Here is a 24,919-nt window from a genome sequence, read left to right on the forward strand (position 1 = left end):
ATCATGTCCGCTCGAGCCATTCCCTATCGGCCACACAATCACGACGCCTGCGTCAGTCAGGCCCTGACTGACGCAAGGGCCATCTGCCAGAAACAAAACGCCCGCTTGACGCCCATTCGTGAGCGGGTACTGGAGTTGATCTGGCAATCACATAAGCCCCTTGGCGCCTACGATGTACTCGGGGAACTCTCGTCGGATGGCCACAACGCGGCTCCGCCCACGGTTTACCGTGCGCTGGACTTCCTTCAGCAGCATGGTCTGGTTCATCGCATTGCGTCTCTCAATGCCTTTATCGGCTGTACTCATGCGGGTGAGAACCACACCGGCATGTTTCTGATCTGCCGGGCTTGTGGCAATGTCCTCGAGCTGACCGCACCGGACGTTTCAACAGAAGTGTGCAAGGCCGCTTCCGAGGAGGGCTTCCGGGCCGAAACCACCACTCTGGAGATTGCCGGCCTGTGTCCCCGTTGCCAGGCGGAGTCCGGCCATGACTGACCCTCTGGTTAGCCTGGATAATCTCACTGTCCGGTTTGACGAGCGCCCCGTGGTGGACCGGGTCAACCTGAAGGTTCACCGTGGCGACATCATCACCATTATCGGTCCCAACGGGGCGGGCAAAACCACGCTGATCAAGGCGGTTCTGGGCATCCAGAAGGTCTCCGCCGGCCAGGTGTCTCTCAAAAAGAACCTGGTGATTGGCTACGTCCCACAGCACCTGACCCTGGAAGCCACGCTGCCCCTGAGCGTCAAGCGATTCATGCTGCTCAGCGGCCGATCCCTGAGCGAATGTGAGTCCGCACTGGCCCGGACGGGCGTCGGTCACCTGTTACACGCCTCTGTGCACCATCTGTCCGGCGGTGAGAAACAGCGGCTGCTGCTGGCCAGGGCCCTGGCCCGAAAACCGGATCTTCTGGTACTTGATGAACCCGCCCAGGGCGTTGACATCAATGGCCAGGCATCGCTGTATGACCTGATCCGCCAGCTAAGGGACGATCTGAACTGCGGCGTGATCATGATTTCCCACGACCTGCATCTGGTGATGGCCGCCACCGACAAGGTCATCTGCCTGAACCAGCATGTCTGCTGCAGTGGTTACCCGGCAGACATTTCCCACGATCCGGCATTTATCGAAACCTTCGGGCGACCAGTGGCCGAATCTCTCGCGGTTTACCATCACCACCATAACCACAGCCATGACCTGCATGGGGATGTGGTCGCCGGTGAATCCCATGACCCGGCAAGGGGTCATGGCGAACATACGGAGTGCGATCATGCCCATCATTGATGCGGTTCTGGACGATTTCTTCTGGCGCGCCCTGATTGGCGGCCTGGGCGTGGCCCTGGTCGCAGGACCACTGGGCTGTTTCGTGGTCTGGCGTCGAATGGCCTATTTCGGTGATACCCTGGCGCATTCAGCTCTGCTGGGCATCGCCCTGAGTTTCCTGATCAGCGTGCCGTTGAACCTTGGTGTCATTATTACCTGTGTGGTATTGGCCATGGCCCTGGTACTGTTATCCCGCACCCAGACTCTCGCCACAGATACCCTGCTTGGCATCCTGGCCCACAGCGCCCTGGCCATCGGCCTGGTAACACTCAGCTTCATGCCCGACGTACGGGTAGATCTCACCGGCTTGTTGTTCGGGGATCTGCTGGCCATGAGCCGGGAAGACCTGCTCTGGATCTACGGCGGTGCGGCACTGATTCTGTCGCTTCTGGCGGTGCTCTGGCGCGGTTTGCTGATGAGCACGATTCATGAAGAGCTTGCCCGCGTTGAGGGGATCGCCGTGGAGCGGCTCCGGCTGGTTCTGATGCTGATGTTTTCGCTGGTTATTGCCGTCGCCATGAAAATCGTCGGGGTGCTGTTGATTACCGCCTTGCTGATTATTCCGGCGGCGACCGCCCGACGACTGGCCCAGAATCCGGAAATGATGGTGGCCATGGCGATTGCCTTCGGAGTCGTCGCCGTAACCGGCGGTCTCAGCCTGTCCTGGCACCTGGACACGCCAGCCGGCCCTTCCGTTGTGGTAACGGCATTTGCCGTTTTCCTAATGGTGTACGGTACAGCGGGCAAAGCCCGGGCCTGAGTATTTCACTGTCTCCGGGAGCTGGGCTAGAGTGTAGGAACACAGGCAGTTGCCTCTATCGGGGTGCAAACCCTGTCGCAAAGGACGCCCGGCATGGAAAGCTCAGAACCCGGCCGGTTCCGTAAGCCGACATTATGGCCAGGGCTCTGGATACCCCTGCTTCTGGTCGCAATCGGGCTGATGGTAACCGGATTGACTGCAAACAAAGAAGCACAGCGGGCCATGGCCCTCGCCGAAGCCCGTTACTATGCCCAGCACCAGGCTCTGGTCAATCACCTGCTGGCCAACGTGCCGGATCGATCAGGGCCGGAAGAAGGCAACCAGCAGCCCGTCTCGGCCTGGCTGCAGACACTGTTTGACGACACCTTGCCGGACTCCCTCGGCCTGCGTATCGATACACTCGAACGTCATACCAAGATGCCCTTGCTGGAGATCCGCACCAACGGGCCGGTGGACCCGACCCGGGCCCTGCGTACCGAGGTCTCCCCCCTGAACCACCACTGGATTCTCACTACCGTGCCCTCGCCCGAGAGCCTCGAAAAAGTCGCCCACGCGGCCCGGCGAACTGTCTGGATTGCCGGTTTGGCCCTGTGTGCCGTCGTCGCCGTGCTGATCCTGTTGCTTAACCGGCGCCTGCACCGTCAGGCGCTGCACATCAGCGGGTTGGAGCAGCGGGAAATCGGGGCCGATCATCAGATCGCCAACTTTCAGGTGGAGAAATCGATACTGCGGCAGGCGCTGAACGACAGCGAGCAACGAAGCCGGGATCTGGTGGCACTGTCCGGCGCCGTTATCTGGGAGTTGGATGAAGACGCCAGGATTGGCTTTGTTTCGCCGCAAATCGCCGAACTTCTGGACCGCGCCCCCGCCGATCTGGTCGGACAGCCGCTGGAGAGTCTGGTTGCGCCCGCATTTCAGGCCAATTTCAGGCGAGCGTTGGAGGCCGCCCGCAGTGACAGTTCCATTGAACGGATCGACCTACTCCTGCTCCACCGGGATCAGGAAAACGAGATTCCGGTTGTGCTTCGGGTCCGGGCGTTGAAAGATCCGGTTCACGGCCTCTCGGGTTTCCGGGTCAGTACGCTGCACCAGGTGGCCAGTCCGGATCGGATCTAGTCGAGGTGCTTGTGGGTGCCATCGCAAAGAGGTGCGTTACCCGTTTGTTTGCATCCACAGAACCAGATCCACTCTTTCTTCTCCGCCTCGTACTTGACCGGCGACAAGCCGGTTCCCTTGTGGGATCCGTCGCAGAATGGCTGGCTCCCACTTCGGCCACAGGCACACCAGAAGTAGTTCTTGCCCGCCTCCACCAGCACAGAAAAAGGTGTCTTGCTGGCGACTACCGGTTTTTCATCCGACATGTTTTGCTCCCTGAGTCATGACCGTTCTGAACCAGTATAGACTCTCCGGATTCAGAGGGGTCTGACGGTATCCGGCAGGCGTCCGGTTTCGACCAGTTCCATAAACTCATCCCCCAACCGGTCACTCTCGGCGATGGCCGATCGCCAGGCCCGTTCCCGGCCGGCGTCATCGCCAACGTAGCGTTCGAAATCCTTCCGGTCCGGGAGCTTCCGGTCAGGCAGGGATTCCAGGTAGGTTTTCGACGGCGCAACCAGCAGCACGTCCTGCAACCGGGTGGCATCGCCCCGCCGCCAGGGCAGAGACTTGTCGAACCAGCCGGGCACCACCTTGTCGGTAAAGTGCGGATAGAGTACTACCCCGGGCTGCTGGTAGGGCAGGTCAAGGTGATAGTCCAGAAGCCCCCCGTCGCGATAGACACCTTCCGGAGCGCCGGGAATGTTGCGGACACCGGACATCACCAGAGGGATGGAGGCCGATGCCAGAAGCGCTGGCACGAGATTTTCGCGGGTCAACTCAACTTCATGGCTGGGGAAATCAACCAGCCTGGACACTGGCGCTTTCAGACGGGCATCGTGGATGATTCCCCGCTCCATAAACCGGCCCAGGTGCCGCCGGCTGACCATGTTGGCACTGATGGCGCTCATCAGGCCGAGGCCCAATCTGCCCCGTGCGTCCTCCGCCAGCATGCCAAGGCTGCGAACAACCACCACGTTGAGCCGATACCAGGGGTGGTTCAGAATGGCATCTTCCCGGCCACCGAGCAGTTCCTCCAGGAAGAGCACGCTCTTGCGGCTCACCTCGGCGGCGCTGACACCTTTGGCAAACCGTTGGGATGTATACAACTCAGCCAGCCTGGCAAGCTGGGCTTTCGGATTATCGGAGGACGCCACGGCAGCAAAACGCCAGCTTCCGATGGAGGAGCCTATCAGGGACCGTTCCTGAGGAACCCGGGGCAACCAGTCGCCGAAAATAGCCTTGTCCAGACCGCTTATGCCCAGTGCCTTGGGCCCACCGGCCGCGCCCGGAATAACGTGGATGTCTTCCGGCGACAGCGGTTTCTCCTTCAGGCGTTGCATGGCTCGCCGGCCGGCCCGAATGGTCAGGGCCGGTTCTCGGGTGTGAATAGCAGTCATAGGGTGGTCCCTGGGCTGTGTCCCTGAATCGTTCCCGCGGAGTTTAGCGAAGTGGACAAGGCCGGGCCAACTGAACAAAACTAATAGTGGTCATAAACGACGCTATCTGCTTCATTGGATAAATGGCCATGCTAGACTTCAAGACTGTCCCGGCACAGGACGCGGGCGGATACGACTCAGACAGCGGGAGTATGCTGTGAATTTTTCGGTACCACCCTCGACCCTTGCAAGCAACCCGACCCTCGCGGTGCTGGGTTTTAAACGCCAACTGGTGTATCACCTGCACTTCTGGGCGTTCATAGCGGTAGCGCCCCTGGTCATGGTGCAATGGCAGCAGTCTCATTACCTGCTGTCTGCGATACTCCTCCTGTTCTGCACCAACGCCCTGCTGGTTATCGCTTTTCTCAGGTTCCGCGGCACCTATTTTCTCAAAGGTCGACTGTTTCCGCTGCTTGCCGTTGTCAGTGCCGCCTACTCCACGCACATCAATGGTCACGCCGGCCTCTACTGGGCCTATCCGGCGGCTTCCGCCCTGTTCTTTCTTTTACCATTGAGGGAGGCCATCGGCAGCAACATCATCTTTGTGGTGGTTATGGCGGTCGTGTCCTTCCTGCGCTTTCCCGAAGCTGACTTCTGGCGAATAACCTTTTCCCTCGGGCTGACCTGTCTGTTTGCCATGATTTTTGCCTTTCTGGTGGGCAAACTCCAGCAGGAGCTCACGCGGCTGGCTACCACCGACCCACTGACCGGCTGCCTGAACCGCTCGCAGCTGGCGGACATTCTCAACAGCCAGATCCAGATGCGGGAGCGATACGAACGGGTGTCCAGTCTGATTCTGCTGGACCTGGACTACTTCAAGACCATCAACGACCAGTGGGGCCATCTGGCCGGCGACAAGGTGCTCACGGAAATGGCACTGCGTCTGCGATCCCGCCTGCGGGAAAGCGACCAGCTGTTCCGGATTGGTGGTGAGGAGTTCATGATCGTACTTCCGGAAACCCGCCAGAAAGACGCTGATGTGCTCGCCCACCAGCTCCTGACCAGCATCAGTGCCCGGCCCTTCCTGGAGGACATCAAGGTGACGGCCAGCGCCAGCGTGGCAGAAGTCAGCAAGGGCGAGACCTGGTCGGTCTGGCTGAACAGGGCAGACCAGGCGCTATACGAAGCAAAATCCAGGGGCCGCAACCAGGTGGTCAATGCCGCCCGACCGCTACCGGTGGTGGGCCGGGGTGCCGACGATATGCCCGATTCCGCGTCGGGCTGACGCGCATCAATCCGTGGCCTTTAACCATCGCAACGCTTGCGGAATTCCCTGTAGGCGCTGAAGACCTCCCAGGGGCATTCAAAATGCGGGTAGTGCCCGATGTTCCTCAGAGTGACCACATCACCATCAGGTATCAGTTCCCGGTAACGGCGCGCCATGCCGGCACCGGATACCGGGTCAGCCGTACCCGAAATCAGTCGTATCGGCTGATTGGCCTTCTGTAAGGCACCGACCCACCGGTTACGGTGGCAACGGCGCTCTTCCATGAACTGGATCAGGTGATGCAGGATGCCCCGCCCGTTGTTGTAGGTCAGCAGGTGCCAGAAGTCTTCCATATCCTGCCGGTCCGGCGGATTCTGGTCTCCGAACAACCGGCGGAAGTTGCGCTCGAAACTCCGGCGGGTAAGGCCCCGGCTAATCAGACCACCGAGGGGACTTCTCAAAAGCTTCTGAATCAGCAACGGGTTGTGAACTTCCGGAAAGAGGGCGCCATTGAGAAAGCACACACTGGCAATCCGGAAGGGCAGTCCACCTTCCTGTTCCCGCGCCAGAAGTTCCTGGGCGACACTACAGCCGTAATCGTGGACAAACAGATGCACGGACGGCAGTCCCAGGCCCTCAATCCAGCCCTGGAACAGATCGGCCTGGTCTTCGATGCTGTAATCATAATGGGAAGGCTTGTCGGAAAAACCAAAACCCAGCATGTCGAGAGTCAGCACATTGTGCTGCTGAACCAGCATCGGCCAGAGACGGTTCCAGTCCCAGCTGGCGGTAGGAAATCCGTGAATCAGTACCAGGGGTTCCCCCGAGCCCGCCATCCGGCTGAAAATGGCATGGCCCTCGTAACTGAACCACTTACCTCCCTGTTGCCACCCTTCGAGGGAGGCTGCCTCGCGCCCTGCGGCAGACGCGCCACCGACGTTGGGTATCACCTGTTCCATGCATTGTCCCCGGCGAACATTCACAGCCTGAAACTGTAGAACAAACCGGCTCCCGCTGCCATAGCCCTGCAGCCTCGAACAAAGGGCGTGACAGCCAAAGTGGTCTTTTCCGGCAATGGGTCCGTAAACCGTAGAGATGGCGGGCAAATTGCCTTAAGCTTTGGCCCCCGTAACACACAGTTAACCGGAAACGACTATGACCAAACTCCTTGACGACCTCGCGGGCCACTACCGGGCCATTATTGACGGACTGGGCGAAGATACCAACCGTGAAGGTTTGCAAGACACCCCAATGCGCGCGGCCAAGGCCATGCAGTTCCTGACTCGCGGATACCAGCAGGATCTCGGCGACCTGGTCAACAATGCCGTGTTTGAATCCGCCATGGACGAAATGGTGGTGGTTCAGGACATAGAGCTGTACAGCATGTGTGAGCACCACATGCTGCCGTTCATTGGCAAGTGTCACATCGCCTATCTGCCCCAGGGCAAGGTACTTGGCCTGTCAAAGTTTGCCCGCATCGTTGATATGTACGCCCGTCGCCTGCAAATCCAGGAAAACCTGACCCGGCAGATCGCCGAAGCCATCGAGAGCGTCACCGATGCCAAGGGCGTGGCGGTGGTCATTGAGGCCCAGCACATGTGCATGATGATGCGTGGCGTGGAAAAACAGAATTCACGCATGAAAACCTCGATGATGCTGGGACAGTTCCGGAAATCCCAGGCAACACGTACCGAATTTCTGAATCTCATCGGCAGCAATCGCTGAAGAATCTGGATCTGAGGGAGGCGGTATGACAGAGGTTATCGGGAATCACCAGGCAAAAGTCCGCATCAAGGACCTGCTCCTGCGGGCGTATATTGGTATCAAGGAAGAGGAGATCAACAATCAGCAGGATGTGCTGATCAACGTGTGCCTGACCTACGATGCTACCGAAGCGGTCAACCGCAACGAAATTTCGGCGGCACTCAACTACCGAACCATCACCAAGCAGATTATCCATCATGTGGACGGCAACCGCTTTGCCCTTCTGGAGCGCCTGACCCATGAGGTTCTGACCATCGTGATGGAACACGAAGCAGTACAGTGGGCCCAGGTGGAAATCGACAAGCCCCACGCGCTACGCTACGCGGAATCCGTGTCCGTGTGTCTCGAGGCACATCGTTAACCCAGAGAGGGCAACCCGATACCATGCCAGTCAATACGCCTGACCAGATACGTCAGATTCTGGAATCTGTAACAACCATCGCCCTTGTTGGCGCCAGTGAAAAAACCAGCCGGCCCTCCCACGAAGTCATGGAGTACCTGCAGGGGCATGGCTATCGGATAATTCCGGTGAATCCGCGGCTGGCAGGGCAGACGGTGCTTGGCGAAACCGTGTATGCCGATCTGAACAGCCTGCCGGAACCGGTGGACATGGTTGATCTGTTCCTGGCGCCGGAACGCACCGATGCGCTCATTGACCAGGCCATCGATCTCGATATTCCGGTCGTCTGGCTGCAAATTGGTGTCATCAACCAGGAAGGCGCTGCCCGGGCAGAGGCCGCCGGGCTGAAGGTGGTGATGGATCGCTGTCCAAAACAGGAAATTCCCCGCCTGGGCATTCCCAGGGTTTCTGAACGTCCCTGAAACCTGACCTGAATCAGGAACTGCGTCACACTTCCGGCACTCTGCTGTAACAGGCCTTACAGGTCTGACATAATCAAAGGAAATAAGCAGAAGCCTGGTAGAGCCATGTGGTTCCGACGTAAATCCGGCAAACAGCACCGACACTCGGTATCGGCGCCAACGGCGCTCGCTGCCAATCCAGACACACCGGTTTCCACTCTCCAGAGGGTGAGACTGCCTGTGGACCTTCTGCAGCCCGGTATGCGGATTGTAAGCCTGGATCGGCCGTGGACGCAGGTACCGGTTCTGTTTCAGGGCTTTACCCTCACGGATGACAACCAGTCCCGGATTCTTCGGCAGTACTGCGAGTGGGTACTGGTGGAAGATGAGGAAGAGCGTCTGAATCCAGTGCTCGACCAGATTTCCGTGCTCAAGCGCCGCACCAACGAACCCTTGCCGGAAACCCGCTCTCTCCGCCAGGAGTTGCCCAGGGCGCAGGCAACCTGGAGCCGAACCCAGACCTTTGTGGAGGAAGTCACCCGGCAGATCGAAGCCGGCAACCAACTCAATCTCCAGAGCGCGCGCCCAATCATCCGGGAATGTGTGGACAGCGTGAAAGCGAATCCCAGCGCCATGTTCTGGATGAGCCGGATCAAATCCCGGGATGCCTATACCGCGCAGCACTGTCTGCGGGTGGCCATTTTCTGTGTTTCCTTTGCACGATTTCTGGGGTTGCCGGATGAGGATCTGGAAATCGTTGGCATGTGCGGACTGCTTCACGACCTTGGCAAACTCAAGGTACCAGATGAGATCCTCAACAAACCCGGCGCGCTGACCCCTGAAGAGCACAGCACTATGCGCGAGCACACGACGCTGGGCTACGAATTGCTGCGGGCCGACCCGCACCTTGATCCGATCATCAGTGATGTAACCTGCCACCACCATGAACGCATCGATGGTCGCGGCTATCCGAAACAACTGGCGGAATGGCAGATAAGCCGATTCGCCCGGCTGGTTTCCATCGTTGATGCCTTCGACGCCATCACCAGCGACCGATGCTATCGGGACGGGCTTCCTGCGTCCGAGGCCATCCGGATTCTCTACAGGAACCGTGGCCAGCAATTCGACGCCAATATGGTGGAAGCCTTCATACGAATGATCGGTGTGTATCCGCCCGGCAGTCTGGTAGAACTGTCTACTGGTGAGGTGGCCATCGTGGTGGCGACTCACCCGGGCCGTAAGCTCAAACCCAGGGTGGAGGTGTTGCTGGATAGCGCCAAACAGCCGATAGAACCCAGGATCGTAGATCTGGCAGCGCCTGATTCTCAACCCGGCCATAACGCACCAGTTATTGCCCGGCCCCTGTCGGATGGCGCGTTTGGGGTTTCGCTGCAAGATAGAATCAAGCAACTGATGGCGGTAGCCGATCAAAATGCCTCATAATTGCGCTGGCGTTGCCAACTGGCTGGCACCACCGTTACACAACACGGAGTAACCTGTGGATCAACCTGCATCACCCCCTAAAGCTGTCGTTTCGGGCCTTTTGAGTCCGGCGTTTCCGGTGGTGATCTTTCTGGTTTTCCTGGGCCTGGCAATGGGCCTGCGCTACGGACTGGTTCAACAGGACAAAAGTCAGATCGAAGCCAATCTTGCCAACGAAGCCCGCGCCATGGCCAATCACCTTGAGCGGGAGTTCCTGGTCCATGCCGAAGCCATCCGCCGCATGGCCAAGCGACTGGAGGCGGACCCGAACAAAACCGAACAGGAATGGCGGCAGGACGCCCGTAACTACCTGGACGACTTCGGCGTCTACCAGGCCATCGAGTGGATTGACCCGGACTACATTATCCGTTGGCTGGAGCCAATAACCGACAATGAAGAGGTCATCGGCTACAACGTGGCCTTTAACGATGAACGCCGACAGGCACTGGAACTGGCGAAGGCCTCCGGTAACTGGGATCTTTCGGGTATCATTGACTTACGCCAGGGCGGAAAAGGCATGGTGATCTATGCGCCGGTTGGCTCAGGGTCTGACAACAACGGCTTCATGGCCGGCGTGTTCAGAATGGAAGTGCTGGCCAGACAGCTGCTCACCAATCGTGTACTGGAGTCTTTCCGGGTCGAGATCCGCCAGGCCGGTGAAGTGAGCTATGAGCTGAATCAGTCACAATCGGTTAACCGCGACTTTTCTCATACCCAGACCGTTGATCTGCCAACACTCGACTGGACGCTGACCCTGCGTCCTTCCAATGAGTGGGTGCAAAACCAGTATAGCTACTGGCCGGGAATGACCTTTGCAACCTTCCTGCTGATGGGCCTGCTGACCAGCCTGACCACGCTGCTGGTGCAGCTCATTCTCAAGCGCAACCGCGCCCTCCTCAAGACCCGCCGGGAACTGGACCAGGAGATCGAACAACGCACCGCCATCCAGAAAGACCTTGCCCGACTGGAATCCACCGATACGCTGACAGGCCTGGCGAACCGCCGCTTCTTCATGGAGGATCTGTCCCACACCCTGAACATTGCCGATCGCCAGATGCGCCAGGTGGGCCTGGTGATGCTGGACCTGGACCGGTTCCAGACGCTCAACGACTCCCTTGGCCACCAGTTCGGGGATGAACTGCTGATCAAGGTGTCGGAGCGACTGAACGGTCTCAGCAATGAACGACTGTTGGTGGCCTACTCCGGGGGCGATGAGTTCATGTTCTGCCAGCAACAGGTGGACGACATTGACGACATCATTCACCTGCTGGGTCAGATCAAACAGTGCTTTGATCAGCCCTTCGACGTTCAGGGACAGTCCCATAGCATTACCGCCACCATGGGCGTGGCCGTTTATCCCCAGAGCGGGCTGGACGCCGACACCCTGCTCCGCAATGCCGATATTGCCCTCTACCGGGCCAAGGAACAGGGACGGAACACCTACCAGTTCTATACCGAGGGTATGCAGGAACGGGAAGTCATGCGCCTGGAGCTGGACAAGGATCTGAGTCAGGCCCTGGCCAACAACGAGTTCGTACTCTTCTATCAGCCTCAGCTGAATCTGGACACCGGCGAAATCCAGAGTGTCGAAGCGCTGATCCGCTGGCGACATCCCCGCCGCGGTCTTCTGCCGCCGGTGGAGTTTATCCCTCTGGCGGAGGAGAGCGGTCGGATCACCGATATCGGGCGCTGGGTGGTCATGGCCGCCTGTCGGCAGCTCGCGGCCTGGAAAGGTACCCCCCAGGAAGGCCTGCGCATTGCGGTCAATCTCTCCGGCCGTGAACTGGACGACGAAGACCTGGTGGATCACATCCGGGAGGCGCTCGCCGCGGAGAATGTACCGGCGGACCGCCTGGAGGTTGAGCTTACCGAAGAGATCTTTATCCAGAACATCGAGCACAACCTGAATCAGCTATCCCGCCTGCATCAATTGGGTGTGCATCTGGCCATTGATGACTTCGGGGTGGGCTATTCGTCTCTAGGTTACCTTCGGGACTTCCCGGTCGATCTGCTGAAAATCGACCGTTCGTTTATCACGGAGGTCACTGAGCGCCATGACGATGCTGTGATCACGCGGGCGGTGATCAATCTGGCACACAATCTGGGCATTCAGGTGGTCGCCGAGGGTGTCGAAACCGAGGAACAGCTGAGCTTCCTGAAGAATCACCGTTGTAACTTTGCCCAGGGGTATCTGATCAGCCGGCCGATTCCGGTGTCCGATCTTGAGCAGGCCCTTGCCGCTGGCGTTCTGGTGGCCGGCATTACGGCCGATTCCGGATTGTAATTGCCTCGGGCCATCCCCAAGATACCAGTAAATCCTCCAGGTGAGATTCTATGGCCGCGCAATACCTGACTCCTGAACAGGACGATAAACTACGCCAGTGGGAGCGCTGGAACCGGAACTATTTCATCTTTGCCTTCGTGGCGTTGACCATCATTCTGGTGTTCAGCTCTCAGTTGGGGTTGTCCAGTGGTGACAGCTGGGGCCCTCTGGGTGTTCTGATCGCCGCCCTGATCACGCCCATCATTGTTCTGCAGCTTAAGCTGGCGTGTCCGGCCTGTGGGCAAAAGATTGGCTGGCAGGCGAAGCTGATGGCGCCGGATCAGTGCAAGGCCTGCGGTACGTTTCTTCGCTCGCGGGATTGATAGCCCACCTTCGACTTTCCCTCCTCAAGAAAACCTTTGACCTGTGAGTTGCTCACAGGTTTTAGTCTATTCTTGATTGGTTTGGAGTTCGCCGTATCGGTGCGGGGTGGGCTTCCGAAAACCGCTGCAAGTACGTCCGTGTACGCTTGCGCTGAGCCATCCCTGGCTCAGAGCATTTTCGGAAGCCCACCCCGCACCAATACTCCGCCAACTTTAGCGATATATTCCTGACAATCTCCTCTTGGGGAGTTGAGGCTAATGAAAGTTAAAGAGCTTGCAGAAGCCGCTGGCGTCAATCCGGATACGGTTCGGTTTTACACCCGCGAGAACCTGCTCAAACCGACCCGTAATCCGGACAATAACTACCAGCAGTTCGATGCCGAGGATCTTCGACGGCTTCGGTTTGCCCGTAAGGCCCGGCAGCTGGGATTTTCGTTGCCTGAAATACGGCAGATTCTGGATCAGGCGGACGATCATCATTCGCCGTGTCCGATGGTTCGGGATGTGTTTCAACACCGGTTGGCGGAGGTTGAGCGGGAGATTCGGGAGCTGCAGCAGTTGCGCAAGCGCATGACCGCAGCCCTGGCTGCCTGGCAGGACATGCCGGATGGCACGCCCGATGGCCATACCATTTGCCGGTTGATCGAACACTGGGATGATCCGGCGCCCTGTTGCGGGGCAACTGAACAGAACGAGGGGTGATTCTGGATGACTGACACATCTGTTTTACAAACCACTCTCAGCATTTCCGGGGCTTCCTGCCAGGGATGTGTGAAAAAGATTCGCAGCGCCCTGGAGCCGTTGACAGGCGATGCTGAACTGGTTGAAGTCGATCTGGAAAAGCAGACCGTGGCTCTGCCGGAGGGCGTGGATGCCGATGAGGCGGCTCGGGTCGTTACCGAGACCGGCTACCCGGCCGAGCCTATCCAGGAAGACGCCGAGCCGGCCAGTTGCTGCTCTTCAGGGAATAAGGATGAGACCGATCCCGCCGACAACTCGGAAGATCAGGCAACCGATGCAGATTCTGCTCCGACTGGTTCTGGGGCAGCAGCCGGTGCGGACGAACAGATTCATCTGTCAGTGACCGGCGCTACCTGTGCCTCTTGTGTCAATACCATTGAAAAGGCCCTGATGTCGGTCTCCGGTATCAGCCATGCCCATATGAACCTGGCGGACAATACTGCCACGGCTACGGGGAATGCCGATCCCGAGGCGCTGGTGAAGGCGATTGAAAGCTCCGGGTATGGCGCCAGCGTGATCGAGGACGAGGACGAAGCCGACGACCGCAAGCAGGAGGAAGATCGAAAACAGTACAAGACACTGCTGGTAAAGATGGCGGTGAGTCTGGGCCTGGGCCTGGGCCTGATGGTCTACGGAATGGGTTTTGGCACTATGATGGTGACGGATGCCAATCAGCTCACCTGGCTGAACCTGGGCATTCTCACGCTCGGGGTAATGATCGCTACCGGAAGGCACTTCTACACAGGTGCCTGGAAGGCGTTCCGTCATCACAACGCCAACATGGACACCCTGATTGCCCTGGGTACGGGCACCGCCTGGCTCTATTCCATCGTGGTGGCCAGTATTCCCGGCGCGTTGCCGGAGATGGCCCGCCATGTGTATTTTGAGGCCTCGGCCATGATCATCGGTCTGATCAACCTGGGTCAGGCTCTGGAGCTGCGGGCCAAGGGCAAGACCTCGGAGGCTGTACGACGGTTGCTGGATCTGCGGGCAAAAACAGCCCGGGTGATCCGTCACGGTGAAGAGCAGGACATTCCGGTGGAGGAGGTTCGCAAGGGCGATCACATCCGGGTTCGGCCGGGGGAAAAGCTGCCGGTCGATGGCGTGATTGCCGAAGGTTCTACCCGCATTGATGAGAGCATGCTGACTGGCGAGCCGATGCCGGTCAGCAAATCGGAAGGCGATGAGGTGTCTGCCGGCACCCTGAATACCCATGGCTCGATTGTGTACGAGGCCACCCGGGTAGGCAGTGAAACGGCACTGGCACAGATCATCAAGCTGGTTAAGAAAGCCCAGGGTTCCAAGCCTGCCATCGGCCGCCTGGCCGACAGGATTTCATCGGTATTCGTCCCCACGGTCATGCTGATCGCCGTGGTTGCGGCACTGGTCTGGTACAACGTCGGGCCGGAACCGGCGGTGGTTCATATGATGGTGGCTGCCACCACGGTGCTGATTATCGCCTGCCCCTGTGCCCTTGGGCTGGCCACTCCCATGTCGGTGATGGTTGGCGTTGGCAAGGCGGCGGAATACGGTGCGCTGATTCGCCAGGGCGACGCCCTGCAGACGGCCGGCAAGCTGGATCTGGTAATTCTGGACAAGACCGGCACCATCACCGAAGGTCATCCGGCGGTGACCCGGGTGCATGTCAGCGCAGGTGATGAACAGCGCCTGCTGGCCCTGGCCGCCGGGCTGGAACAACACTCTGAACATCCTCTGGCTGAGGCCATTCTGGCCAGGGCCAAGGAGGAAGGCGTCCAGGCCGAAAAGGTGACCGGTTTTGAAGCCCTGAACGGCAAAGGTGTGCAAGGCGAATTCGACGGCGAGACCCTGCGTCTGGGCAACCGGAAATGGCTGGAAGAAAAAGGGGTGACCCTGGCTGACCTGGCCGAGGCCGCCGGCACGATTACGGATGAAGCGGGCACGCCCCTGTTCCTGGCGCTGGGCAACCGGGCCCTGGGGGTCATCGGTGTGGCCGATGCGATCAAACCGGATTCCAAAGCCGCCATCGCTAGACTCCATGACGCGGGTATCAAAGTGATGATGGTCACCGGCGATGTCGACGCCACGGCCAAGGCCATTGCCAGAAAAGCGGGCATTGATGATTACCGTGCGGAAGTGTTGCCCGAAGACAAGGCCGAGGTGGTCAGCGAAATGCGCGGTAAGGGTCATATCGTGGCCATGGTCGGCGATGGCATCAACGATGCCCCGGCCCTGGCAGCAGCGGATGTCGGTTTTGCGATTGGCACTGGTACGGATGTGGCTATTGAAAGTGCAGGCATTACCCTGATGCGAGGCTCTCTCCACGGCGTACCCGATGCCATCGAGATTTCACGGGCCACGGTGAAAAACATTCACCAGAATCTGTTCGGTGCGTTCGTATACAACACAATGGGTATTCCGGTGGCGGCCGGCCTGCTCTACCCTGTCTGGGGAATACTGATGAGCCCGATTCTGGCCGGTGCTGCCATGTCCCTGTCGTCGGTAACCGTCGTTTCGAACGCCAACCGCCTGAGGCTGTTCAAAACCAGCCACCGCCCGGCGCAGGACAGCACCAACAGTGATCCGAAACAGCAAAAGGAGCGGAACTGATGGAAACACTTCTGGTCAACGCCGGAGGACTGGCCCTGATGGCTGCCATCGTCTGGTGGTTCTGGCTTTCCGGTTCCGACGACAAAGGCTCAAGTGAACATCAACATCACCACTGAGGACTACGCCATGAAAAAACACACCCTGGCTCTCGGCCTGATGGCAGCCCTGGGATTCAGCACCACGGCCCTGGCCGGTGGCGCGGCCCAGAGTATCCATGTCTACAAATCGCCCACCTGCGGCTGCTGTGATGACTGGATCGATCACCTGGAAGAGAATGGCTTTGAGGTAGAAGCCACCGACACCAATGACATGGGCAAGATCAAGGCCGATGCCGGCCTGATTGCGGGCCTTGGCAGCTGCCATACCGCGTTTGTCGGTGATTATGTCATTGAAGGCCATGTTCCGGCCGACGACATCAAACGCCTGATCAGCGAAGCCCCGAAGGCCACCGGCCTGAGCGTGCCCGGGATGCCAATCGGTTCACCGGGCATGGAAATGGGCGATCAGAAAGATCATTACAAGGTTATCCTGTTTAACGAAACCGGCCAGACCCGGATCTTTGCCGAGCATAATTAACACAGAGCAATCCGCAGGGGCCGTGACTAGCCGGCCCTTGCGACCATCTTTTCCTCTGTCCCCCTCAACCCTGTCGGTTTTTTCTACACTCTGGTTAACCAGTGTTCTATCATTGACGCCCAGAAACCCAGAAAAACCGAGAGGGACCCTCGTTGAGCCTTAAAACCCGCATCCTTGGCCTGGCCGCCAGCCTTATCATTGTGGCATCCCTGGCCTCGTGGCTGGCCTACCGGGAGCTCTCAGAGAGCATCATTGAGCGCTGGGGCCAACAGGTTGCGGAAATCCAGGTGCGCTACGACAGTGCGCGATTGTTGCAGTCCCTGGAGCGGGAAATCGGTCTGGCCCGGCAAATGGCCAATTCGTCCGCATTGCTTAATTGGGCCAGCAGTCCCGATGACACTGCTCTTGAGTCCGAAGCCATTCGCCAGATGGAGAGTTTTCGTTCCAATTTTCGGGACAACAATTACTTCGTTGCCCTCGTTAAAAACGGCCATTACTACTACAACAACGAGGATAACGAATACGCCGGCAGCCAGTTTCGCTACGTTCTGGATCAAAACAAGCCGGATGACGCCTGGTTTTTCCAGCTGATTGAGGAGGGCCGGGACTTTCACCTCAATGTAAACCCGGACACGGAGCTGGGTGTAACCAAACTCTGGATCGATGTCCTGATGCGCGACGAGGCGGGCGAGATTGTCGGCATGGTCGGGACCGGCCTGAGTCTGGACGCGTTCCTGCAGGACATCGTCGACATCGGTCAGGAGGGCATCACCACCCTGTTCGTGGACTACAACGGTGCCATACAGCTTTATCGGAACCGCAATTACATCGATTTTGCCAGCATCATCAAGCCGGAAGGTCAGAAAAACACCGTCGACCTGTTGTTTGATGAACCCCAGGACAAACAACAGATCCTGGGCATGCTGCAGCTTCTCAAGAAGCGGGGCGACCAGGTCGGCCAGGTGGAAAGCGGATTTGTCACCGTAGATGGCCGAAAACATCTGGCAGGCGTTGCCTTCCTGCCCGCCATAGGCTGGTTTGAAATCACCCTTCTCGACCTCAATACCCTCCTGCCCACCAGTTACCTGTGGCCACTGGTGGCAGTCTTCCTCGGTACGCTTCTGGTCACCCTGGTGCTGTTCCACCTGATTATCCAGTCGCGGATCCTCAAGCCCATCATGAGCCTTGAGCACGCGGTGGAAAAAGTCCGGGAGGGCAGCTTCGATCTGCCACGGCTGGACAAGCCGGATAATGAGATCGGCTGGCTGGCCGATCATTTCGAGAAAATGACCCAGAGCCTGGGCCACTCCACCCGGGAACTGGAACAAAAGGTGGCACAGCGCACCGACGAGCTAAACCGACTGGCCCGGATCGATCCCCTGACCGGACTGAAAAACCGTCGGGGCCTGGACGAAGTTCTGGATGAGGAAATCCAGCGGGCCCGCCGCCAGGAAACCGGTTTTGGCGTGATCTGGCTAGACATTGACCACTTCAAGTCCATCAACGACACCCTTGGCCACCAGGCCGGCGACCAGATTCTCTGCCGGGTGGCGCTCTGGCTGAAAGCCGGCGTTCGGCCTTACGACCATCCCGGGCGTTGGGGTGGCGACGAGTTCGTGGTTCTGCTCTCCCCCTGCGATCCGGTAACCCTGGACCGTATTGCCCTTCGTATCCGAGAGTCGGTGGAACAGGAAAGCCGAAAAACCGGGACGGCAGTCACCGTCAGTGTCGGTGGTTACTTTGCCAGGCCCGGAGACAACAGTGACACCATTCTCCGCCATGCCGACCACGCGCTCTACCAGGCCAAACGGGAGGGGCGGAACCGGGTCTGTATCACCACACCGGAAGACCCGGAGATTAACCCCGCGTAACGGGTCTGACTCATTCCGCCATAACCGTTATACTCCGGCCCATCATTCATTTTTACCAGCCAGGTTACTTCATGCTCAATGCCGACGCCCTCAGCCAGTTGCGCCAGCTGAAATCGGATATCAAGGAAAACAAGGTGGTCTTCCCCGGTACGGTCAAAGCCACCAATGGCCGCTTCGGTTTCGTTGCGCTCGATGAAGGCCGGGATGTTTTTCTCCCCCCCGAAGAGATGCAGAAGGTGCTGCCGGGCGACCGGGTGAATGTCACCGAGCAGGAAGTGGAAAAAGGCAAAACCCAGGGTGTGGTGGACGAACTGCTGGAAACCCGGCTGAACACGTTTGTTGGCCGTTACCTTGTCAAAGGCAAGGGGCATTTTGTGGTGCCGGAGACTCCCGGTATCAATCGGTGGATCTTCATTCCGCCCAAAGAGCGAATGAACGCCCAGCAGGATGACTTCATTTACTGCCAGATTCACAAGCACCCCATCAAGGACGGCAAGGGCCAGGCCAAAGTACTGCGGGTCATCGGCAAGGCCGGGGAGCCCGGTATTGAGCGCTCTTTCACCCTGGCAACCTTTGACCTGGCCGACACCTGGCCAGATGCCGTGCAGAAGCAGGCCGATGGCCTCAGCGAAAGCGATATCGAATCCCGGGAAGCCGGGCGGGAAGACCGCACGGGCCGCCCGTATGTGACCATCGACAGCCCGGGCACCCAGGACATGGACGACGCCCTGCTGGCCGAGCCCAATGCCACCGGCTGGACTCTCTCGATCGCCATTGCCGACCCGACTGCCATGATCGAAACAGACAGCCCGGCGGAGCAGGAAGCGTTCAACCGGGCCACCGCCATCTACTTTCCCGGCGAACCCCTGCCCATGCTGCCTGACAGCATCAGCACCCGCCTTTGTTCCCTGATGCCAGACGTAAAAAGGCTGGCGCTGGTCTGCGATCTTCAGGTCAATAACGACGGCAGCCTCGGCGACTACAGCTTTCACCAGGCGGTTATCCAGTCCAGGGGCAAACTCAGTTACGAGCTGGTATCCAACCTCATCGAAGGCCGGGAAGACGACGACATCAAAGCCTTGCCGGAAGCCGTCGCCAACAGTCTGGATCAGCTGCATCAGGCGGCAACAGCCCTGCGAAAATGGCGCAGCGAGCACGCTCTGCTCAGCGGTGACCGTGCAGAATTCCGGTTGCGGCTGGATGAGAACAAGCGCATTCGCCTGATCGAACCGTCCGTTCAGAACGAGGCCCACCGCCTGGTGGAAGAATGCATGGTCGCCGCCAACCGCTGCGCCGCGGACTTCCTCACCAACCAGACCGCCGGCCTGTTCATCCAGCACCCCGGACTGCGGGATGATCGCGCCGACAACATCCGCGCTCTGATCGACAGCCATGCACCGCACCTGTCCGGCGTGGATGCCCATCAGGCCGAGGGCTTCCGGAAGCTGATGAAGGAAACCGACGCCCTGGAGGCCGAGGTGCCGGTCAAGGCGATACTGTCACGGCAGCTGGCCCGGGCCGAGTTGGGTTTCAAACCCGCACCTCACCAGGGCATGGGCCTGGATGCCTACACCACATTCACCTCTCCACTGCGCAAATTCTCTGATTTTTACGTACACCGGCTGATCAAGGCCGCCCTGTGGGATGTGCCCATGAGGGCCCTGACCGAGGATCAACTGGAAGCCCTGCAGGTTACCCAGATCCGTGCCCGCCAGGCGGCAAACAGCCTCGAAGCCTGGCTCAAGAGTGACTTTGCCAAGACACTTGGCGAGGAACCCATGGCCGGTGTTATCAGCCGTACGGTTCCGGCCGGTTTCTTTGTGCGCCTGGATGCCAACGGACTGGAAGGCTTTGTCAGCTGCAAGGACCTGGACGGCAAGTACAGCTTTGACCCGGTCACCCTGCGCCTGATCCACAACAAAAACGGACGCATCTTCCAACTGGAGCAGCCGGTAACCGTCAGTTTTGCAGGGGTGGACGAAGAGCGCCGGCAGATCAATTTCAAACTGGTGGAAGCGCAGGAAGTCCCGACCGGGCCCCGTTCTGCCGAGGGTTGAAAAACCACAGTGGCAGGCGCATCGTACCTATAAGGACACGATCCATTGATGGAGGTGCGCCATGCCCATCAGCCCTGACGAGTTTCTTAAAAAATACGGTTTCGACAAGGAAGAAGAAGAGCGGGACCACAGCCTCCGCCACAATGCCATGGAGCACGCCAAACACCTGCGCCGGCCCCATGCGGGAACGCCCCACGACTGGGAAGAATGGGAGCGGTACAAGAAAGAGCATCCCGATGAGGTTGAGGACGATTCCGAGAGCTGACTGCCGGCACTCAGCGAGCCAGCATCCGCTCCAGACGTTCATCCTTGGCCTGCCACTGCTCTCCCAACCAGTTCTTCACGTTCCGACGATGCTCTGCATCCGTTGAGTAATCCCGGCCTTTCAGATGGTCCGGGATATCAACGGTGTGGATTTCCATTTTGACTTCCTTGACCCGGCCACAGATAAACTCCCAGAAGGTGGGTGCTCCGTCCGGATAGGCGATGGTCACATCCACCAGGGTCTGGATCGAGTCGCCCATGGCGTCGAGTACGAAGGCAGCACCGCCAGCCTTGGGGGTCAGCAGGTGCTTGTAGGCCGACTTCTGTTTGTCGTGTTTGGCCTGGGTAAACCGGGTGCCTTCCACAAAGTTCATCACGCTTACTGGCGTATAGCGGAACTTCTCACAGGCCCTGCGGGTAGACCGAAGATCCTCGCCCCGCTTTTCTGGATGTTTGATCAGATATTCACGGGTGTAGCGCTTCATGAACGGGAAATCCAGGCCCCACCATGCGAGGCCGATCACCGGCACCCAGATGAGCTGCTGCTTGAGGAAGAACTTGAGAAACGGGGCGCGATGGTTGAAGACCCGCTGCATGGCAAAGATATCCACCCAGCTCTGGTGATTGGCCAGCACCAGGTACCAGCTCTCTCGCTTGAGGTTTTCCGCGCCTTTCACATCCCATTTTGTGCCATGGGTGAGCTTCATCCAGCCGGTGTTGCAGGCCACCCAGGCTTCGGCAATCCAGATAATGACTTTGGTGCACAGAACCCGGAACCCCTGGATGGGGATGATGAGTTTCAGGATGGCCGGGATGTAAAGCAGTATGCACCAGAACAGGGTGTTGATTCCCAGCAGGATGGAATTGAGTACGCCGATCAAGGGGGCAGGGAGGAAGCTGAGCATGGCGGTCCTGTTTTTCTGGTTGTTCTTTCCAAATGGGGGCCTAATGATAACAACCACGGGCCTCGTTGGGCAGTGGCCTGAAGTGACCGGTTTGCCCACCTGCTTGGACACTTCTGCCATGGCGCTTTGCAACTCACCATGGATAATCCCGGTTTCCAGGCTGTGAAACTGGAAGTTCGGTAATCCGTATAGTGAGCGTCAAATTCTCCATGGACATTCCCATGCCCAATCTCTTCAAATCCGCCGCTGACCGGGCGGCAGGCGTTACCCGGCAAACGGCCCTTTATGCCGGCAATGCCTTCGACCGGGTGTTCCGTGCCGCCAGCCTGGTTCAGGCCGGGCAGACACCGTTCGAAACCCTGTATTCCGACGGACTGGTCAGCCTGCGTTACTACCCGCCACTGGCCGAGGATTTCATCGAGCTGGAAGGTGAGACCATTGCGGTTGAGCGCACGGCCCATAAGACACCGATTGTGATCGTACCGCCCCTGGCAGTGAATATGCTGATCTATGATCTGTTCCCCCAGCGCAGTCTGGTTCGGTTTCTGCGTGCCAAAGGGTTCGAGGTGTATCTGATTGACTGGGGCATGCCAACGCGGGAGCACAGTCACTACAACCTGCATACCTATGTGGCCGAGTTGCTGCCGGCCTACCTGAACCGGGTTCGGGAGCACAGCGGTGAACAGGAGTTGTCGCTGCATGGCTGGAGTATGGGTGGCATGTTCACGCTGTTCTATTCCGCGCTCAGCAACGACCAGCACGTTCGCAATGCCATCGTGCTGGGCTCTCCGATCGACAGTCACGCATCCGGGATCCTTGGGCTTTTGAACCAGCGCATGGCGGACGTGGCCGGTTTTATCCGGAAACGTACCGGGTTCCGACTCCATGATGTGAAACCTCACTGGTTTCATACCCCCGGCTGGGCCAATACCATCGGGTTCAAGCTGACCAATCCGGTTGCCAGCGTGATGAGTTACTGGGAGCTGATCGTCCGTCTGGGTGACCGGGAGTTTGTCACCAGTCACGCCACCACCTCGGCGTTTCTGGACCGTATGGTGGCCTATCCCGGCGGGATCATTCAGGACACGGTTGTGAGGGTCTGGATCGACAACCAGTTGTCGAAAGGGGAAATCCAGATCGGTGAAGACGTTGCCAGGCTGGACAATGTGAATGCCAACTTACTGGCCATCGCCGGCGGCGACGATACGCTCGTGACGCCGGGTGCCGCCAAGCGGGTGATGGATCATGTGAGCTCTACGGACAAGACCTTCCGGGTTGTGTCGGGTGGGCATATGGGCATTCTTGCGGGGAGTAAGGCTCCGGGGCAGAGTTGGCTGGAGTTGGCGGAGTGGCTTGCTTTGCGGTCGGACTGAGTTTTTGAGCCTGGAGTTTGCCGGCAAGTGTCGGGGAGGGCTTTCCAAAACACGCTCCTAGCGGCACGTCCATGTGACGCTTGACTGTCGCCATCCATGGCGACAGACAGTTTTGGAAAGCCCTCCCCGACACCTGCCTCCTCTTACTTCAGAGGTTTTTCAGTGTTTCCTCCAGTTCTGAAAGACTTTTGATTACTGCTGAGGGCTGAATCCCCCAGTCTTCAAATACCTTGTTCGGATCCCTCTGTACCCAGATTGCGAGTAATCCTGCAGCTCGGGCACCAATCACATCCCAGGCGTTACTGGACACAAGACACAGTGGTTTTTCCCAGGAACCGGTTGCACGCCGGGCATAGGTATACACAGCCGGATCGGGTTTAAAACTCTTGATATCGTCTACCGATACCAGGCCTTCAAATTGGTCGAGCAAATCGTTGTGCCCGAGCACTTTCTCCAGCGCTGGATAACCACCATTGGAGAATGCGAAAAGCGGATATTCGCCTCGGAGACTCTTTAACGCCGGCAAGGCATCATCGAACGCGGGCAGAGACAGGTAGGCTGCCATCAGGGCATTTTCGCGCTCTTCGGACAGGGTCAGTTTGTGGGTGGCCATGGCGTAACGCAGGGCTTGTCGGGTGCAGACACCGAAGTCTTCGTAGACTTTCATCAGGCCCTTGCGAAACGAGAACTCCAGTTGCTTCTCCCGCCAGAGCGCGGCGACCGCCTCGGCTTTATCGCCGGCATCCTCAACCAGCAGGCGGGACATGCCCATGGGGTCGACCAGGGTTCCATAGACGTCGAAAGCGAGGGTCATGGTCATGGTGGGCAGTCCTTTTCCGAAAGGGGGTTAATGTTGTGTTATCCAACCACACTATCGAATATTGAACGATCACTCAATACGGATGCATGAGGCCGCCATAGCGCTTGGGGTTGACCACGGGTTACACTGCCATTCATGAACCCGATTGATACATTTAACCTGGATTTCCGGGCCCTCAGCACCTTTCTGGCAGTGCTTGATGAAGGCAGCGTGTCCCGTGCGGCAGTAAAGCTGGGCGTCACCCAGTCTGCGGTGAGCCACACTCTGGAGCGCCTGCGTCAGGCTCTGGGAGACCCTCTGTTCGTGAAGTCAGGGCGGGGCATTGTGCCAACCCGTTACGCTTTGCAGGCCGGCCCTCACGTACGGCAGATCCTCGACGATCTGCAATCCCTGTCGTCAGGCCCGCCGTTCAGCCCCGCCACGGCCGAGTTCACGTTCACCATTGCGGCCAATGACTACCAGCGGGACTTGCTTCTGCCCGGTCTGGTGCGCACGTTGCGACAGGAGGCTCCTGGCATCTGTCTCCAGGTGATTCCCTCGGGCATTCCCCGGGCCGACCTGTTGCGAAAGGATGTCTGTGATCTGGTGATTTCTCCGCACGCGCCGGAGGCGACAGATATTATGCAGCGGGGCCTGATGGCCGATCGTATGGTGGTGTTCTACGATCCCGAATACCGGCAAGCGCCCGCGGATCTGCCGGAGTACCTGAAGGCGGACCATATCGCCCTGTTGTTTGCCACGGGTGAAAAACCGACTGTGGAAACTGCCATGGAGACTCGTGGCCTGGTTCGCCGCAACGTGGTGACGGTTTCCAACTTTTCCGGTCTGCCGGAGTTCCTGCGGGGCACGGATATGCTGGCCACGGCGCCGGAAGGCATGAGCAAACACTTACTCCGGGACTTTGCGTGGGTTCCCCTGCCCTTTGATTTCAAACCCTTTACCCTGCTGATGTTGTGGCACCGCCGTAATCAGAACGACCCCGCCCACAAGTGGCTGCGCAATCAGGTGAATGCGGTTGCCGCTACGCTCAACGGTCTGAAAAGTTAATCAATTAGTTTTTCTCATAGGTTGTATGAGCTTTGCTGGCGTTATCTTCTTCCCCCCTCTCACCTAGACTGCAGGCATTCGTCAGACGGCCAGGTTTGGGATGGCTTTCCAAAACACGCTCCTTACGGCACATCCCTGTGACGCTTGACTGTCGCCAT

Annotated in this window: 24 protein-coding genes; 19 read left to right on the plus strand and 5 right to left on the minus strand. The window is 58.6% G+C overall.

What is annotated here, in order from left to right; genetic code table 11:
• Positions 1 to 3: 3 nt before the first annotated feature.
• The 4 genes from ACESMK_RS00475 to ACESMK_RS00490 all read left to right on the plus strand — a co-directional run bounded on the left by ACESMK_RS00475 (position 4) and on the right by ACESMK_RS00490 (position 3,200).
• Positions 4 to 495: a Fur family transcriptional regulator gene (locus ACESMK_RS00475; protein ID WP_372994183.1), complete on the plus strand. Its 492-nt coding sequence runs from the start codon at positions 4 to 6 to the stop codon at positions 493 to 495.
• Positions 488 to 1,285, plus strand: coding sequence for a zinc ABC transporter ATP-binding protein ZnuC (gene znuC, locus ACESMK_RS00480; protein ID WP_372994185.1), 798 nt, complete (start codon positions 488 to 490; stop codon positions 1,283 to 1,285). Before ACESMK_RS00475 ends, znuC begins: the two co-directional genes overlap by 8 nt.
• A complete protein-coding gene (gene znuB / locus ACESMK_RS00485; RefSeq protein ID WP_372994187.1) occupies positions 1,272 to 2,084 on the plus strand; it encodes a zinc ABC transporter permease subunit ZnuB in 813 nt (270 codons plus the stop codon). Before znuC ends, znuB begins: the two co-directional genes overlap by 14 nt.
• Positions 2,085 to 2,177: 93 nt before the next feature.
• Positions 2,178 to 3,200, plus strand: a complete 1,023-nt coding sequence (locus ACESMK_RS00490; protein ID WP_372994189.1) for a PAS domain-containing protein — start codon at positions 2,178 to 2,180, stop codon at positions 3,198 to 3,200.
• Here ACESMK_RS00490 and ACESMK_RS00495 read toward each other — a convergent pair.
• Together ACESMK_RS00495 and ACESMK_RS00500 are read right to left on the minus strand one after the other, a co-directional pair.
• A complete protein-coding gene (locus ACESMK_RS00495; RefSeq protein ID WP_372994191.1) occupies positions 3,197 to 3,445 on the minus strand; it encodes a CDGSH iron-sulfur domain-containing protein in 249 nt (82 codons plus the stop codon). The genes ACESMK_RS00490 and ACESMK_RS00495 overlap by 4 nt on opposite strands.
• 51 nt (positions 3,446 to 3,496) lie before the next feature.
• Positions 3,497 to 4,579, minus strand: coding sequence for a patatin-like phospholipase family protein (locus tag ACESMK_RS00500; RefSeq protein WP_372994193.1), 1,083 nt, complete (start codon positions 4,577 to 4,579; stop codon positions 3,497 to 3,499).
• Positions 4,580 to 4,775: 196 nt separating this feature from the next.
• Between ACESMK_RS00500 and ACESMK_RS00505 the strand changes: the two genes are divergently transcribed.
• Complete coding sequence (locus ACESMK_RS00505) at positions 4,776 to 5,843, plus strand: GGDEF domain-containing protein (RefSeq protein WP_372994195.1); 1,068 nt, start codon at positions 4,776 to 4,778, stop codon at positions 5,841 to 5,843.
• 20 nt (positions 5,844 to 5,863) lie between these two features.
• Here the strand turns inward: ACESMK_RS00505 and ACESMK_RS00510 are convergent, their stop codons facing one another.
• Positions 5,864 to 6,784, minus strand: a complete 921-nt coding sequence (locus ACESMK_RS00510; RefSeq protein WP_372994197.1) for an alpha/beta fold hydrolase — start codon at positions 6,782 to 6,784, stop codon at positions 5,864 to 5,866.
• A 196-nt stretch (positions 6,785 to 6,980) separates the two neighbouring features.
• Here ACESMK_RS00510 and folE point away from each other — a divergent pair, with 196 nt between their 5' ends.
• The 12 genes from folE to ACESMK_RS00570 all read left to right on the plus strand — a co-directional run bounded on the left by folE (position 6,981) and on the right by ACESMK_RS00570 (position 20,617).
• A complete protein-coding gene (gene folE, locus ACESMK_RS00515) occupies positions 6,981 to 7,550 on the plus strand; it encodes a GTP cyclohydrolase I FolE (RefSeq protein ID WP_372994199.1) in 570 nt (189 codons plus the stop codon).
• Between the two features lie 25 nt (positions 7,551 to 7,575).
• Positions 7,576 to 7,950, plus strand: coding sequence for a dihydroneopterin triphosphate 2'-epimerase (gene folX / locus ACESMK_RS00520; protein ID WP_372994201.1), 375 nt, complete (start codon positions 7,576 to 7,578; stop codon positions 7,948 to 7,950).
• Between the two features lie 23 nt (positions 7,951 to 7,973).
• Entirely contained in the window at positions 7,974 to 8,411 is a 438-nt protein-coding gene (locus tag ACESMK_RS00525) for a CoA-binding protein (RefSeq protein ID WP_372994203.1), read from the plus strand.
• A gap of 105 nt (positions 8,412 to 8,516) precedes the next feature.
• Positions 8,517 to 9,833, plus strand: coding sequence for an HD-GYP domain-containing protein (locus ACESMK_RS00530; protein ID WP_372994205.1), 1,317 nt, complete (start codon positions 8,517 to 8,519; stop codon positions 9,831 to 9,833).
• A 55-nt stretch (positions 9,834 to 9,888) separates the two neighbouring features.
• Positions 9,889 to 12,156 (plus strand): EAL domain-containing protein, encoded by a 2,268-nt coding sequence (locus tag ACESMK_RS00535; RefSeq protein ID WP_372994207.1) that lies wholly within the window; start codon positions 9,889 to 9,891, stop codon positions 12,154 to 12,156.
• A 50-nt stretch (positions 12,157 to 12,206) separates the two neighbouring features.
• Complete coding sequence (locus ACESMK_RS00540) at positions 12,207 to 12,518, plus strand: hypothetical protein (protein WP_372994209.1); 312 nt, start codon at positions 12,207 to 12,209, stop codon at positions 12,516 to 12,518.
• A 258-nt stretch (positions 12,519 to 12,776) separates the two neighbouring features.
• On the plus strand, positions 12,777 to 13,220 hold the full coding sequence (locus tag ACESMK_RS00545) for a MerR family transcriptional regulator (protein WP_372994211.1): 444 nt from the start codon (positions 12,777 to 12,779) through the stop codon (positions 13,218 to 13,220).
• A 6-nt stretch (positions 13,221 to 13,226) separates the two neighbouring features.
• A complete protein-coding gene (locus ACESMK_RS00550; RefSeq protein ID WP_372994213.1) occupies positions 13,227 to 15,848 on the plus strand; it encodes a heavy metal translocating P-type ATPase in 2,622 nt (873 codons plus the stop codon).
• A 126-nt stretch (positions 15,849 to 15,974) separates the two neighbouring features.
• Positions 15,975 to 16,424 carry a DUF411 domain-containing protein gene (locus ACESMK_RS00555; RefSeq protein ID WP_372994215.1) on the plus strand — a complete coding sequence of 150 codons (450 nt, stop codon included), beginning with the start codon at positions 15,975 to 15,977 and terminating at the stop codon, positions 16,422 to 16,424.
• A 152-nt stretch (positions 16,425 to 16,576) separates the two neighbouring features.
• A complete protein-coding gene (locus ACESMK_RS00560; RefSeq protein ID WP_372994217.1) occupies positions 16,577 to 18,295 on the plus strand; it encodes a sensor domain-containing diguanylate cyclase in 1,719 nt (572 codons plus the stop codon).
• A 71-nt stretch (positions 18,296 to 18,366) separates the two neighbouring features.
• The gene (locus tag ACESMK_RS00565) at positions 18,367 to 20,352 is read left to right on the plus strand and encodes a ribonuclease R family protein (protein ID WP_372994219.1); all 1,986 of its coding nucleotides are present in this window, start codon (positions 18,367 to 18,369) and stop codon (positions 20,350 to 20,352) included.
• A gap of 61 nt (positions 20,353 to 20,413) precedes the next feature.
• Positions 20,414 to 20,617 (plus strand): hypothetical protein, encoded by a 204-nt coding sequence (locus ACESMK_RS00570; RefSeq protein WP_372994221.1) that lies wholly within the window; start codon positions 20,414 to 20,416, stop codon positions 20,615 to 20,617.
• 10 nt (positions 20,618 to 20,627) lie between these two features.
• On the opposite strand, the gene ACESMK_RS00575 is transcribed toward ACESMK_RS00570, so the two are convergent.
• Positions 20,628 to 21,521 carry an acyltransferase gene (locus ACESMK_RS00575; RefSeq protein WP_372994223.1) on the minus strand — a complete coding sequence of 298 codons (894 nt, stop codon included), beginning with the start codon at positions 21,519 to 21,521 and terminating at the stop codon, positions 20,628 to 20,630.
• Between the two features lie 221 nt (positions 21,522 to 21,742).
• Here ACESMK_RS00575 and ACESMK_RS00580 point away from each other — a divergent pair, with 221 nt between their 5' ends.
• On the plus strand, positions 21,743 to 22,894 hold the full coding sequence (locus ACESMK_RS00580; RefSeq protein WP_372995407.1) for an alpha/beta fold hydrolase: 1,152 nt from the start codon (positions 21,743 to 21,745) through the stop codon (positions 22,892 to 22,894).
• A gap of 148 nt (positions 22,895 to 23,042) precedes the next feature.
• On the opposite strand, the gene ACESMK_RS00585 is transcribed toward ACESMK_RS00580, so the two are convergent.
• On the minus strand, positions 23,043 to 23,714 hold the full coding sequence (locus ACESMK_RS00585; protein ID WP_372994225.1) for a haloacid dehalogenase type II: 672 nt from the start codon (positions 23,712 to 23,714) through the stop codon (positions 23,043 to 23,045).
• 135 nt (positions 23,715 to 23,849) lie between these two features.
• Here ACESMK_RS00585 and ACESMK_RS00590 point away from each other — a divergent pair, with 135 nt between their 5' ends.
• Positions 23,850 to 24,761 (plus strand): LysR family transcriptional regulator, encoded by a 912-nt coding sequence (locus tag ACESMK_RS00590; protein ID WP_372994227.1) that lies wholly within the window; start codon positions 23,850 to 23,852, stop codon positions 24,759 to 24,761.
• Positions 24,762 to 24,919: the final 158 nt, after the last annotated feature.

The organism is Marinobacter sp. (assembly GCF_041687235.1).
Classification (GTDB): domain Bacteria; phylum Pseudomonadota; class Gammaproteobacteria; order Pseudomonadales; family Oleiphilaceae; genus Marinobacter.

Coding starts and splice junctions, on each gene's coding strand:
- ACESMK_RS00475 (WP_372994183.1), top strand. CDS start 4: ATGTCCGCTCGAGCCATTCCCTATCGGCCACACAATCACGACGCCTGC.
- znuC (WP_372994185.1), top strand. CDS start 488: ATGACTGACCCTCTGGTTAGCCTGGATAATCTCACTGTCCGGTTTGAC.
- znuB (WP_372994187.1), top strand. CDS start 1,272: ATGCCCATCATTGATGCGGTTCTGGACGATTTCTTCTGGCGCGCCCTG.
- ACESMK_RS00490 (WP_372994189.1), top strand. CDS start 2,178: ATGGAAAGCTCAGAACCCGGCCGGTTCCGTAAGCCGACATTATGGCCA.
- ACESMK_RS00495 (WP_372994191.1), bottom strand. CDS start 3,445: ATGTCGGATGAAAAACCGGTAGTCGCCAGCAAGACACCTTTTTCTGTG.
- ACESMK_RS00500 (WP_372994193.1), bottom strand. CDS start 4,579: ATGACTGCTATTCACACCCGAGAACCGGCCCTGACCATTCGGGCCGGC.
- ACESMK_RS00510 (WP_372994197.1), bottom strand. CDS start 6,784: ATGGAACAGGTGATACCCAACGTCGGTGGCGCGTCTGCCGCAGGGCGC.
- folE (WP_372994199.1), top strand. CDS start 6,981: ATGACCAAACTCCTTGACGACCTCGCGGGCCACTACCGGGCCATTATT.
- folX (WP_372994201.1), top strand. CDS start 7,576: ATGACAGAGGTTATCGGGAATCACCAGGCAAAAGTCCGCATCAAGGAC.
- ACESMK_RS00525 (WP_372994203.1), top strand. CDS start 7,974: ATGCCAGTCAATACGCCTGACCAGATACGTCAGATTCTGGAATCTGTA.
- ACESMK_RS00530 (WP_372994205.1), top strand. CDS start 8,517: ATGTGGTTCCGACGTAAATCCGGCAAACAGCACCGACACTCGGTATCG.
- ACESMK_RS00540 (WP_372994209.1), top strand. CDS start 12,207: ATGGCCGCGCAATACCTGACTCCTGAACAGGACGATAAACTACGCCAG.
- ACESMK_RS00545 (WP_372994211.1), top strand. CDS start 12,777: ATGAAAGTTAAAGAGCTTGCAGAAGCCGCTGGCGTCAATCCGGATACG.
- ACESMK_RS00550 (WP_372994213.1), top strand. CDS start 13,227: ATGACTGACACATCTGTTTTACAAACCACTCTCAGCATTTCCGGGGCT.
- ACESMK_RS00555 (WP_372994215.1), top strand. CDS start 15,975: ATGAAAAAACACACCCTGGCTCTCGGCCTGATGGCAGCCCTGGGATTC.
- ACESMK_RS00565 (WP_372994219.1), top strand. CDS start 18,367: ATGCTCAATGCCGACGCCCTCAGCCAGTTGCGCCAGCTGAAATCGGAT.
- ACESMK_RS00570 (WP_372994221.1), top strand. CDS start 20,414: ATGCCCATCAGCCCTGACGAGTTTCTTAAAAAATACGGTTTCGACAAG.
- ACESMK_RS00575 (WP_372994223.1), bottom strand. CDS start 21,521: ATGCTCAGCTTCCTCCCTGCCCCCTTGATCGGCGTACTCAATTCCATC.
- ACESMK_RS00580 (WP_372995407.1), top strand. CDS start 21,743: ATGCCCAATCTCTTCAAATCCGCCGCTGACCGGGCGGCAGGCGTTACC.
- ACESMK_RS00585 (WP_372994225.1), bottom strand. CDS start 23,714: ATGACCATGACCCTCGCTTTCGACGTCTATGGAACCCTGGTCGACCCC.
- ACESMK_RS00590 (WP_372994227.1), top strand. CDS start 23,850: ATGAACCCGATTGATACATTTAACCTGGATTTCCGGGCCCTCAGCACC.